Annotated in this window: 10 protein-coding genes; 5 read left to right on the top strand and 5 right to left on the bottom strand. The window is 62.9% G+C overall.

Translation table 11 applies throughout. The annotated features are described in order from the left end of the window. Positions 1-237: 237 nt before the first annotated feature. Complete coding sequence (locus IVB18_RS34380; RefSeq protein WP_247984739.1) at positions 238-645, bottom strand: DUF4332 domain-containing protein; 408 nt, start codon at positions 643-645, stop codon at positions 238-240. A 24-nt stretch (positions 646-669) separates the two neighbouring features. Beyond that, positions 670-1,035, bottom strand: a complete 366-nt coding sequence (locus IVB18_RS34375) for a DUF2267 domain-containing protein (RefSeq protein ID WP_247984738.1) — start codon at positions 1,033-1,035, stop codon at positions 670-672. 351 nt (positions 1,036-1,386) lie between these two features. Between IVB18_RS34375 and IVB18_RS34370 the strand changes: the two genes are divergently transcribed. The 3 genes from IVB18_RS34370 (at position 1,387) to IVB18_RS34360 (ending at position 5,920) form a co-directional block, all read left to right on the top strand. Beyond that, the gene (locus IVB18_RS34370; protein WP_247984737.1) at positions 1,387-3,009 is read left to right on the top strand and encodes a helicase HerA-like domain-containing protein; all 1,623 of its coding nucleotides are present in this window, start codon (positions 1,387-1,389) and stop codon (positions 3,007-3,009) included. 148 nt (positions 3,010-3,157) lie between these two features. Further along, positions 3,158-4,486: a glycosyltransferase family 87 protein gene (locus tag IVB18_RS34365; RefSeq protein WP_247984736.1), complete on the top strand. Its 1,329-nt coding sequence runs from the start codon at positions 3,158-3,160 to the stop codon at positions 4,484-4,486. A 39-nt stretch (positions 4,487-4,525) separates the two neighbouring features. Further along, positions 4,526-5,920, top strand: a complete 1,395-nt coding sequence (locus IVB18_RS34360) for a M20/M25/M40 family metallo-hydrolase (RefSeq protein WP_247984735.1) — start codon at positions 4,526-4,528, stop codon at positions 5,918-5,920. Positions 5,921-6,181: 261 nt separating this feature from the next. Here IVB18_RS34360 and IVB18_RS34355 read toward each other — a convergent pair whose 3' ends face one another. Then, on the bottom strand, positions 6,182-7,417 hold the full coding sequence (locus IVB18_RS34355; protein ID WP_247983558.1) for an IS701 family transposase: 1,236 nt from the start codon (positions 7,415-7,417) through the stop codon (positions 6,182-6,184). A gap of 8 nt (positions 7,418-7,425) precedes the next feature. On the opposite strand from IVB18_RS34355, the gene IVB18_RS34350 reads away from it, so the two are divergent. Then, positions 7,426-7,836, top strand: coding sequence for a Rid family hydrolase (locus tag IVB18_RS34350; RefSeq protein WP_247984734.1), 411 nt, complete (start codon positions 7,426-7,428; stop codon positions 7,834-7,836). 785 nt (positions 7,837-8,621) lie between these two features. Here IVB18_RS34350 and IVB18_RS34345 read toward each other — a convergent pair. Both IVB18_RS34345 and IVB18_RS34340 read right to left on the bottom strand, forming a co-directional pair. Then, positions 8,622-9,401 (bottom strand): class II aldolase/adducin family protein, encoded by a 780-nt coding sequence (locus tag IVB18_RS34345; protein ID WP_247984733.1) that lies wholly within the window; start codon positions 9,399-9,401, stop codon positions 8,622-8,624. A 181-nt stretch (positions 9,402-9,582) separates the two neighbouring features. Then, positions 9,583-11,232, bottom strand: coding sequence for a glycosyltransferase family 39 protein (locus IVB18_RS34340; protein WP_247984732.1), 1,650 nt, complete (start codon positions 11,230-11,232; stop codon positions 9,583-9,585). Between the two features lie 312 nt (positions 11,233-11,544). Here IVB18_RS34340 and IVB18_RS34335 point away from each other — a divergent pair, with 312 nt between their 5' ends. Further along, positions 11,545-12,408: a DUF308 domain-containing protein gene (locus IVB18_RS34335; RefSeq protein WP_247984731.1), complete on the top strand. Its 864-nt coding sequence runs from the start codon at positions 11,545-11,547 to the stop codon at positions 12,406-12,408. Positions 12,409-12,428 lie beyond the last annotated feature (20 nt).

Here is a 12,428-nt window from a genome sequence, read left to right as displayed (position 1 = left end):
AGACGGGAGGGGTGGGTTGCCAGCGTTTGGGCACGGCGTCGCACACCCTCGCTGTCATTGCCCGCGAAAGCGGGCAATCCAGTATTCCAGAGACAGTGCCGCGATACGGAGGAGCCGCGGCGTACTGGATACCCCGCTTTCGCGGGGTATGACGGCGGAGTTGGGGGATGCATTGTTGTCCATCGGGCAAAACGATGCCGAGAGAGTAGCGCGGCAATTCGTATGCGGCGAGCAACCCTAATACGTGATCTTCGGCGGCAGCTTCTTCGCCTTGGCGATGATGTCGCCGACCGACTTCTCCGAGGGCAGGATGCGGACGAGCTTCTTCTTCTCGTTGGCTTCCCGCATGCTCTGGGCGAGCCTTGCCGGGTTTCGATAGGAGAGCTCGCGCACGGTTGTGACACCGGCGGCGCGGACCAGGCCGACCTTGGCCTTGCCCATGCCGGGAATGCGCATGTAGTCGGAGACGTTGGCCCATTCCAGCAGCAGCTGCTCGCTGATGCCGGTCTTGGCGGAGAGCGCCTTGCGCCCCTTCACCGTGCTGGCCGCCTCGAGCAGCGCATCGGTGGTGCGGAGACCCTGCGCCTTCAACTTGCCGGCGGCAAAGGCGGGCAGGCCGTCAATCTCGGAGATCGGATATGTCATGATACTCGGTATGAAATGCGCGCTTCAGGCGAATTGGCTGAGGCCCGGCGTCCCCGCGATGATCTTGCCCATCTGATCCGCTCCGATTTTGTCTCGGCCGAAGCGAAAAAGTTCACGGGCGACTCTTTGAATGTCGGACATGCCGAGCCCCAGGCCCATCAGGCGCGTGCCGACGGCCATCAGGCCGCCGCCCATCAGCCGCGACAGACCGCCGGCGCTCTTGGACGCCTCGATCGCCGCTTCTGCACCTGGGATCTGGTCGATCAGGACCTCGACGCTGTCGGAAGGACCCTCGTTGCGGAGGAAGCCCAGGATAATGCCGACGGTCTTTTCAGCGACAGCACTATCTATGCTGGCGTTTGTTGCCAGCCGTCCGATCAGCTCGTCCATAAGCCCGCCCCTCAGCCGGTTTGCACGCCGGAGTATTACTTTCGAAAAATGATCTTGAGCCGGTGTGATGTGAAATACAAGCGATGAACGCACGCGACCGGGCGATTCACTCTCGAACGCGCGAGAAGTGTTGCAGCGATGCAAGAGCGGAGACGAAATCATTGAAAAATTGCCGCGGTGCGAACGCGTCGCTCCCACTTTCGGCGGATGTCATTCGCTCGTTCTCCGACAATGTCGCGTGTCCAGGTCGCGTTGAACGGTTTCAATCGGTGCGCAACATGCGTTAAACTACGGAACTGGAGCACGCGAATTTCGATACGCGAAACACCGCAGAGAGATCAGAGACAATAAATGACGGCACAGGACAGCAAGCTCGGCGACATCGACGACAGGATCTTCGTCGGCAAGGGAAATGAGCAGGCTTGGCTGACGCTGGCGCTCGCCAATCGCCACGGCCTTGTCACCGGTGCAACCGGAACCGGCAAGACGGTGTCGCTGCAAGTCATGGCAGAAGGATTTGCGCGCGCCGGTGTTCCGGTCTTCGCCGCCGATATCAAGGGCGACCTCTCCGGCATCTCCGAGGTCGGCGAAGCCAAGGATTTCATCGTCAAGCGCGCCACCGAGATGGGGCTGACGTTTCAGCCCGACCAGTTCTCGACGGTGTTCTGGGACGTGTTTGGCGAGCAGGGCCACCCGGTGCGGGCCACCGTCACCGAGATGGGGCCGCTTCTGCTCGCGCGCATGCTCGATCTGAACGACGTGCAGGAGGGCGTGCTCAATGTTGCCTTCCGCGTCGCCGACGACAACGGTCTGCCGATCCTGGATATGAAGGACTTGCGGGCGTTGCTGGATGCGATCGTGCCCGACAGCGGAAAGAAGGCTGCGGACGCAGCGGAAGATCCGCTAGCGCCGATCCGAAAGGCTGCGCAAGGGTTCGGCAACGTCACCAAGGCGACCGTCGGCACTATCCAGCGCCAGCTCCTGGTGCTGGAGAACCAGGGCGGCACCAAATTCTTCGGCGAGCCGGCGCTGACGTTGAAGGATTTCATGAAGACCGACCGTGACGGCCGCGGCATGGTCAACATCCTCGTCGCCGACAAGCTGATGCAGAGCCCACGGCTTTACGCGACATTCCTGCTCTGGATGCTGTCAGAGCTGTTCGAGGAGCTGCCCGAGGCCGGCGATCCGCCCAAGCCGAAGCTGGTGTTCTTCTTCGACGAGGCGCATCTGTTGTTCAACGACGCGCCGAAGGCGCTGATGGACAAGATCGAGCAGGTGGTGCGTTTGATCCGCTCCAAGGGCGTCGGAGTCTATTTCGTGACGCAGAACCCGATCGACGTGCCCGATCGCGTGCTCGGGCAATTGGGCAACCGGGTGCAGCACGCGCTGCGCGCCTTCACCCCGCGCGACCAGAAGGCGGTCGCCGCCGCAGCCCAGACCTTCCGGCCCAACCCGAAGCTCGACACCACAAAGGTGATCATGGAGCTCGGCAAGGGCGAGGCGCTGGTGTCCTTCCTCGAAGGCAACGGCACGCCGGCGATGGTCGAGCGGGTGATGATCCGGCCGCCATCGGCCCGTATCGGGCCGATCACGCCGGAGGAGCGCAAGGCGATCATGGATGCAAGCCCGGTGAAGGGCAAATACGACACCGCCGTCGACTCCGAATCCGCCTACGAGATCCTTCAGAAGCGCATCGCCGGCACCGCGGTCACCGCGGACGGTCCGGCGAGCGGAAGCGGCGGCGGCATCCTCGGCCAGATCGGCTCGATCGTCGGCACCATCTTCGGCACCAACGTCAAGCGCGGCCGCTTGTCGGCCGGCCAGGTCATGGCGCGCGACGTGACGCGATCGGTCACCAATCAGGTGATCGGCGGGATGGCCGCCAATATTGGCAAATCGGTCGGTGGTCAGCTCGGCGGCTCGATCGGCCGCACTCTGGTCCGCGGTGCGCTCGGCGGCTTGCTGCGGAGGTAGGCAGCAAGCCTTGTTTGAGGCAATCCGTCCGCAATCTCGACCGCTTCCGGGAAGAGGTCGGGTGCGTGACATGTACAAATTCGGGTGAGGGGGCTCTCCAAGCGTCTCTGGGTCTGCTAGGTGCTATGTCCCCTGGCTGGACCACACTGTGACCTCAACCGACTTTTTTGCCAAACTCGGCGCGCTCCGTCCCCTGTCTCTGCGCGCGCCGCTCGATCTTCTCTTCCTGTCCTGCTGCGTCCTCCTGTCCGCCGACGTGCTCGTTCCCGAGATCTTCGGGCACGGCAAGACCAAGGACTATGCGCTGTGGTACTGGGCCGGGCAGCAGGTACTGCAAGGCGGACCGCTCTATCCCAGCGATGTCAGCCAGCAGTTCGAGTTCATCTATCCACCTTTGCCGGCGATCCTGCTGGCGATCCCGAGCTGGTTCGGCAAGATACCGCTCTACATCGTCCTGTCGATCCTGAATGCGGCGGCGTGGTGGTACACGGGGATTCTCTCCAATGCCATGACCGGCTCGGGCCACAGGCCCAGCCCTTGGCTGGAGGCGCTGCCGGCCCTGGTCACCGTGACCTTCGTGTTCGACATGTTCGACCTTGGCCAGCCCAACCTCGTCCTGCTGGCGATGATGCTCTACGGCTTCTGGAGCTTGCAGCGTCAGCGGCCCTGGCTTGCGGGCTTCCTGTTCGCGCTCGCCAGCGCCATCAAGGTGTTTCCAATCGCCGTGCTGCCGTATCTGGTCTGGCGGCGGAAGTGGGCTGCCGTTTTCAGCACGATCGCCTTCATCGGCATCCTTCTCTATATCGTGCCGGCGCCCATTCGCGGCTTCGAGCGTAACGCGGCCGAACTTGCGACCTGGTATCAGGGCATGGTCGGGACGAGCTCGGAAAAGGGCTTTGGCCAGCGCGACGAGCAGAACTGGTCGTGGGTCAACCAGTCCCTCATTGCGGTCACGCACCGGCTGGTCCGGCCGATCAACTACAATCAGGAAGATCCCAACAAGCCGCCGCGCACGATGAATGTCATCGACGTCGATTACAGGACGGCGAACTGGATCGTGCTCGCGCTGTCGGCGTTGCTCGGGCTCGGCTTCGTCGCGACCATGCCACAGCAAGCACGGCGAACGCCGCGCTCGGATGCGGAGGAGCTCGGCATCCTGTTCTGCCTGATGACGGTGGCCTCGCCCTTGGCGCGGCAATACTACTTCATGTGGCTGTTCCTGCCGATGACGGTGCTGATGCATCGCGCCGCCTTCGACGAGCGAGCCAATGTACGCCTGGGAACCTGGATCGCCCTCGGCATCGCTGGATTCCTCATGCTGCTGTCGCTGCCGTGGTTTCCCAATGTCATCCAGGCCTGGGGCAACAACCTCATCGCCACGGCCATCCTCGCCGGTACGCTCGTCTGGCACATCCGGCATCCGCCGGTTGTGGCTAGCTCCGACGCGGCGGCAGGGCTAAAACCCCAACCATCTTGAGACCCGATTTCTTGAGCTTCAAACGACGGGAACACGACCATGGCCAACGCGCAGCTTCAATCCGTGCTCGACCACATCGACAAGGACTTCGACAACAGCCTGGAGCGTCTGTTCTCGTTGTTGCGGATCAAGTCGATCTCCGCGGATACGGCCTTCGCCGCCGAGTGCAAGGCAGCGGCCGAGCATCTCGCCAAGGACATCGCGAGCCTCGGCGTCGCGACCGAGGTGAGGCCGACTGCCGGCCATCCCGCGGTCGTCGGCAAGACGGTCGCGGGCGGGCGGCCGCATGTGCTGTTCTACGGCCATTATGACGTGCAGCCGGTCGATCCGCTCGAGCTCTGGCACCGTCCGCCGTTCGAGCCTGTGATCACCGACCATGCCGACGGCCGCAAGATCATCGTCGCGCGCGGCGCCGAGGACGACAAGGGGCAGGTGATGACCTTCGTCGAGGCCTGCCGCGCCTGGAAGAAAGTGACGGGATCGCTGCCGATCGACATCACCTTCCTGATCGAAGGTGAGGAGGAGGTCGGCTCGAAGAATTTTGTGCCGTTCATCGAGGCCAACAAGGACGAGTTCAAAGCCGACTACGTGCTGGTCTGCGACACCGGCATGTGGGATCGCAACACGCCGGCGATCACCACCTCGCTGCGCGGCCTGCTCTACGAAGAGGTGAAGATCACCGCCGCCAATCGCGACCTGCATTCCGGCGTGTTCGGCGGCTCGGCGATGAACCCGATCCGGGTGCTGACCAAAATTCTCGGCGGGTTGTTCGACGACGACAACCGCATCACCATTCCCGGCTTCTATGACGGCGTGAAAGATCTGCCGCCCGATATCCTGGAGCAGTGGAAGAAGCTCAACCTGACGCCGGAGATGTTCCTCAAGCCGATCGGCCTGTCGATCCCGGCCGGCGAAAAGGGCCGGCTCCTGATCGAGCAGGCGTCCTCACGCCCGACCTGCGACGTCAACGGCATCTGGGGCGGCTATATCGGGGAGGGCTCGAAGACGGTGATCCCGTCGCATGCATCGGCGAAGGTGTCGTTCCGCCTGGTCGAGGGGCAGGATCCTGCAAAGATCCGCAAGGCCTTCCGCGATTACGTGTCGGCGCGGATTCCGGGAGACTGCAAGGTCGAGTTCGGCGACCATTCCGCCGCGCCCGCGGTCGCGCTCGACTGGAACATGAAGCCGCTCGCCGCTGCGAAGACGGCGCTGACCGAGGAATGGGGCAAGGAGACCGTGCTGATGGGGTCGGGTGCCTCGATCCCGATCGTCGCCGACTTCAAACGCACGCTTGGGCTGGACTCGCTGCTCGTCGGCTTCGGGCTCGACGACGACAACATCCATTCGCCGAACGAGAAATACGACCTCAGAAGCTTCCAGAAGGGCATCCGCTCCTGGGCCCGCATCCTCGCCGCGCTGGCGGAGGTGAAGTGACCGCGTGGCGATGCGTAGGGTGCGCAAAGGCGCAAAGCGCCGTGCCCACCACCCCCTATGATGTTGGGCACCCGGCGGGTCAGATGCAGGAGCTGTCGCTTGTCTAGCATTACAGTTGCCGTTTTGCTTTGAGATGCGCGCGCTGAGCGGCAGCCTGGTGAGCTCTGCGCCAGAATGACCATGCGATGACATGCGCGGGTTGGATCCGCTTTCGAGCAAGCCTGATGGCGATGCGGCGGATTTCCTGGATTGACCAACGGATCAGCGGCGGCGTGGGTGTGCTTTGGCTTTTGCCGGGGGGCGGCGTTTGGTTTTTTTGGGCGGTGGCGGATTGGCGCGATGGCGGATCGCCGCCATCATGGCGAAGGCGAGCATCACCAGGGACACGTGGCGATGCCAGCCATGCCAGGATCTGCTCTCGTTGTGATCGAGCCCGAACTCGTTTTTCGCGGTTTCAAAGCTGTCCTCGATCGCCCATCGATGGCCTTCGACCGCGACCAGCGTTTCAATTGATGTTCCCGCTGGGCACCAGGTGGTGAAGAAGGCGAGATCGCCATCGGCGATATGGCGACGGATCAGCAGACCGCGCGTCCATAAACCATCATTTGCGCTGTTGAACTGCTCGACCTCGAGATCGGCCAGTTCGAGATAACACCAGTCATGCAGCCTCGGTCCTTTGGTTCCGGCTCCCGCCGACAAGCGCTTCCAGTCGGACGGGCGCCGCGTCCGGGCGATGTCTTCGGCCTTGCCGGCGACCGGCTGTCGCTTGCCCCAGGATCGGAAGACATGAGAGCTGCTGACCCCGAGCACATAGCCTTTGCCTGCCCGCCGTAGCTGCTGTTCGATATCGCCAACACCGTAGACCGTGTCACCGGCAACCCACTTGAATGGTACAGACGCGGCTATCGCACGTGCGATCATTCTCGTCGCAAGCTTTGGTTTGGTCGCAAAGCCGACATCGGCAGGCACATATGCGGCTTCCAGACGATCTGGATCGTCAGTCCATTCCTTCGGAAGATACAACGCGCGATCGATGAACGCATGACCATGACGCGAAACGTAGGTAGCGAAGACGCCGATCTGGCAGTTCGTAATCTTCCCTGCCGAACCAGTGTATTGCCGTGCCACTCCGCATGAGGCCTTACCCTGCTTGAGAAAGCCGGTCTCGTCGATCACCAGCACCGCATCGTCATCCGCCAAGTGCTCGATGACATAGTCCCGGACGATGTCGCGCAGGGCATCAGCGTCCCAATCTCCACGACCCAGGATCGCCTGCTGACGCCATGGGCCAGGATCGCCAGCCGCCTCCGCGCGCATCCAGCCGGTCTTGCGCTGCTCATCTCCGAGCAGACCTTCCAGGAACAAGCCTGCATTCGTCGCCACACGCTCTTGCGTGAACAACGGACGTATCCGTTGCTTGATCTCTCGAAGCGACGCCGCCCACAACGCAAGCGTCTCCTCAACCGACGCGGCCCGCGTCCACGACATTCGAATCATGGTTGCCCATGGATTCAGAAGCCCGCAAACAAAGCAACTGTAATGCTAGGCAGAATATTTCGTCCGGCTACGCCTTTGAAGACGCATACGGGTACTCGCGAGCCGTCCGCGTGGGAAATCAAATCTATGTATCAGGTACGACGGCACGCCAGCCGCAACTGAGCGGTGATGCCTACGTGCAGGCCAAGGCTGCCTTGGCAATCATAGCCGATGCGCTGGCGGAGATCGGAGCAGACATGCGACACGTCGTTCGTACGGTGGTGTATGTGATTGACATCGGGGACACTCAGCATGTTGCCCGCGCCCATTCGGAGTTTTTTGATCAAATCCGCCCCGCAAGTACGCTCGTCCAGGTCAGCGGACTCTCGCCAGCTTCCGCACGGGTTGAGATCGAAGCAACGGCTGTCACCTGCGAATGACCAAGCAATCCCGGCCCGGCCAAGCAAGCTGATGCAGTGCCCGGGTTCTGCGCTGTGAACGCGTCGATTGTAATTGGAGAGTGGATGGTGACACGGAGCGGGACAATTTCGTGTCGATCACTGCTGTACCGGGTCTGGCGCGCTTGGCTATTGGCCGCCGCGATAGTCTCGTGTTCTTGGCTGTCCGTTGTTGGAGCCGCTGACGAGTTTGCGCGAACTCATGATCGAGAAATTCAGGAAATGGTAGCAGCGAGCGTCAAGATTGAACCCGGCTTCAGTTCGATTTTTGACGAATTTCGACGGAAAATACGGTCGAATCCAGGTCCATCAGATCTCCGCGCAGAGGGGCGCCTAAATCAAGATTGCTACAATTTTGTTCACGCAAGATTTTATGCAAAATATCGGACGGTATTGGATAGCATCGACATCTCGAGTCTAAGCGGGTTCTCTGATCTCAGAAGGGAAAGGACGGATAAGAGCATCCTCCGAGATCCGCGAAAAATTGCCTACGAGACAAACTATCTGATTTCGAGCTTCAAGTTTCTGAAGGACTTCCATCCGCCGTTGGAAGAATTTGTGGTCCAGTACGCGGCGTACCCGGATTTAGAAGCCAAGTGCATGCGCTATCTCGACCTAACCGGAACGAGGAATTGATCCACGCTGACAGACTTGTTCATGGGCGACGATGTCGTCGCAAATAAAAACGCCGCCCGGAATTGGGCGGCGTTTCATTCCAGAACGTGCAGAGGGTGTTGACGCCTACCCTACACAAAATCCCGAAAATCTCAAGACCGGTAGCCGGGATTGACGCGGTCCAGCTTGCGCAGCAGCGGCGGCCACACCAAATTGGTCGCGCGCAGCTCGGCGCGGTCGCGGTTGGCGAGCAGCTCGGTGTTCTTGTCGATCGCGACGTCGTCGACCGGATAGACCGGCGTGCCCAGCGCGCGCGTGCGCACCTGCATCGAGCAGGCGCGCTCGAGGTGATACATGCGCTCGAAGGCCGAAGCGACCGAGCGGCCGACCGTCATCGTGCCGTGGTTGCGCAGCAGCATGTGGTTGTGGTCGCCGAGGTCCTTCTGGAGGCGCGGCCGCTCGTCGTGGTCGAGCGCGATGCCTTCATAGTCGTGATAGGCGAGGTCGTGGGTGACGAGCTGCGCCGTCTGGTTCAGTGGCAGCAGGCCCTCGGCGCTGCTCGACACCGCGGTGCCGTCGAGCGTGTGGAGATGCAACACGCAGATCGCGTCCTCGCGCACCTCGTGGATCGCCGAATGGATGGTGAAGCCGGCCGGGTTGATGCTGTATTCGCTCTCGGAGAGCTGGTTGCCGTGCAGATCGACCTTGACGAGGCTCGACGCCGTGATCTCGTCAAACATCAGCCCGTAGGGATTGATGAGGAAGTGATGCTCGGGGCCGGGCACGCGCGCGGAGATGTGGGTGTCGACCAGATCGTCCCAGCCGTACAGCGCGACGAGGCGATAGCAGGCGGCGAGATTGACCCGTTGCTGCCACTCGGCCTCCGTCATGTTCGACGGCACTTCCCTCCGGCGTGCTTCCGCTGGCGACATGGCAAATCTCTCCGAACATCGTTGTTGCGGGGAGGGAGCCTAGTCCTGCTGCGGGCTGCCAGCAAGGCGCACAAAGCGCGGCAGTTCAGCGTAGCCCGCATGGAGCGCAGCGAAATGCAGGAAGCCGTGAGGTCCCCGGATTTCGCTTCGCTGCTCCGGGCTACGGATCAGGAGAAGGATATTACGGCGCCGGGATCGACAGCAGGCTGGAAATGCTGCGGCCGCGGATGTCGTAGACGCGGGCGAACACCACGTCGTCGCGCTTGATCTCGACCAGGACCGGCGCGGTGAGGCCCTTGCAGTAGAACTCGCCGAGCGTCATCGCGAAATCGGCCGCATTGGAATCCCAGCCGATGGTGAAGTCGGGGCCGAGCGCGACCTGGGCAGGGCGCTGCGGGCCGCACACCGCGACCTTCCATTTGCGATTGCCCGGCGCCACTTCCTGCCGCTCGACGATCTGCTCGCGCAATTCGTCGGAAGCCTGCTTCAGCGCCAGGCCCCAATAGTCCAGCATGAAGCGGTCGTCGGCGCCGCGCACGGTGCCGGCGATGTGGTTAAAATGGGTGTATTGATACGGATGCAGCCGGATCATCTCGGCGAGCGACAGCGCCAGCCCGAAGCAGAAGGTGGCGAGCACGACCGGCTGCCAGGTGCGGTGGTTGGCGCGCAGGCGCTCCATGACCCAGCCGAAAGCGACGCCGCCGAGCACCGCCATCGGCGGGATCACGAAGACGAAATGGCGGATACCGTTGTAGAGCGCCGGCCGCTTCACCATCGCGATCGCGAGCGGCAGGGTCGCTGCGAGCGTCAGCATCAGGAGGATGGTCTTGCGGCGCGCCGGGACCTCGCGTCGCGGCAGCAGCGCTAAGGTGCCGATCACGGCGCCGACCATCAGCACCAGCATCACTTCCGGAAGCTGAAGCGCGAAAAGCGTCGGCAGATAGGACCAGGGCATGTCGGGCACGGACACGATCGCGCCGTCGAACATCTCCTTCCAGGGCTTCTCGAAGAAGTGCGAGAAGTAGGTCAAAGCCTCGAAGGGATTGCCGGGCTCCATGATCGACCACGGCCAGATCAGGCCCATGACGAGGTAGCCGAGCACGAGGCCGGGCAGCAGGATGTAGACGACATGGGCGAAGCGGCGGACCGACTCGCGAAGGCCCTCGGTGCGCAGTTCCTCCAGGAACAGCGGGATGAAGCCGATCACGGCGTAGACCAGCGCGAGCCCGCCGAGAATGCGCGAGCCGATCGCCAGGCCGGCGCCGAGGCCGACGATCAGGATCGTGCGCGGCGAGGGCTGCGGATATTCTTCGGCGAGCCGCACGAGGCCGAGCATCAGGATGATCATCGATACTGCGAAGGGCGCATCCTTCGGGTTCATGAACATGTGGCCGTAGAAGATCGGGCATAGCGCAAGCAGCAGCAGCGTCGCGAGACCGGCAAGCGGGCCACCGATGCGGCGGCCGAGTCGCCATGTCACCGCAAGCCCGACCACGCCGACCATGGCGCCGAGCAGACGGCGCGTCTCGAACAGCTCGAGCGGAATGACTTTGTGCAGGAGGGCTGCGACCATGTCGAAGCCGCCGCCGTACATATAGAGGTTGGCGAAGGAGAGCGCCGCGGTGTCCTTGAAGCCGGAACCGAACATGCGCAGCAGCAGGTCGGCATATTCGGCGTGGGTGTAATCATCCCAGCCGAGCCCGTAGTCACGGAAGGTCAAGCCTGCAATGACGGCGACCGCAGCCAGCACCAGCATGGCGAGATCGTCGCAAGTCCGTTCGACCGAGCGCCGGAGAGGCGTGTCGATCGCCGAAGTCGTGATGGATGTCATGGCTATTGGTGACCCGGAATCCCCTCTCGGCCCTGCTGGTGCGCATGGGCCTGTTCCCCGGAATCCCTATAGCGCAGTTCCATTACCAAGTAATTGGGCATTATGGCTAAATTCCTGATGCGACGCAGCAAATCCTTGCAACTCGGAGAACACTAACCGTAGGGGGCCGTAGCTGAAGGGAATGTGAATAAGTCCCTGATTTCCTTCCCTTTAGGAACGTTGCCCATAATTGGCCGTTGGCGAGGAACACCGTATGACGGTATCGTGGCGTAACGGGTGTCGCGCATGGGTGCGCGGCCGGGGGTGGGTTCGATGATCTTGGCATTGCTGATCGCAGGGATCGTCGCCGTGGTGGCGGGCCTCCTCGCGGTCCTTTTCGGTTACACCGTCAGGGATTTCAGCCTCGGCAGCACTCTCATAATCTCCGGCACGATCGGCGTCTGCTCCGGAATGTTACTGGTCGGCCTCCACGTCGTGGTGCTGGAGCTGAAGGGCATCGCTCGCCGGCTGGCCGGTTCGACTGCGGCGGCGGACGTTCGGGTCAGGCCGGTACTGCCCTCAGGCCTCGCGATGCCTGGAACGGCTCCGCGGGAGCCCGTGCCTGCTCCGGCGATGCAAGTCGATCCGCAGGCTCCGCCATCGTCCGCCGCGCCGCCGCCGTGGCAGAGCGAGGCAGCCGCTCGCGAGCGGCCGCGCGTCGAGCTACCGGCAGAGCCGGAAGCGCCCCCGCCTGCGGCTCCCGAAGCACCGCGCCGGCGCAACCTGTTGTTCGCCTCGACCTCGCGCAAGGAGCGCGAGCGCGCGGAGGCAAAAGCGACCGACGGCCTGCCGCCGCAGTCGCACGAAGAGCCCGCGGAGCCTGTCGCGCCGGAGGTTCCGCCTGCGAGCTTCGACGATGCCTGGCCGAAGCCCGACCGCGCGCGGCCATCGGAGCCGGCGGCGTCGCGGCGCCCGCCACCGCGCACCCCGTCGACCTTCGAGGCCGTCCCGCCCCAGCCTGAGCCAGAGCTGCCGCCGGCCGAGCCGGCGCAGGTCACTGTGCTCAAATCCGGCGTCGTCGACGGCATGGCCTATTCGCTCTATTCCGACGGTTCGATCGAAGCGCAGATGCCGGAAGGCATGATGCGCTTTGCTTCGATCGACGAACTGCGCGCCCATCTCGACCAGCGGTCTTGAGCGGCCCGCGGGCCAAGTGC

Origin of the sequence: Bradyrhizobium sp. 186, from assembly GCF_023101685.1 — a bacterium.
GTDB lineage: Bacteria > Pseudomonadota > Alphaproteobacteria > Rhizobiales > Xanthobacteraceae > Bradyrhizobium.
The sequence above is the reverse complement of the archived record's forward strand: the minus strand, read 5'-3'. Positions and strand labels throughout refer to the sequence as shown.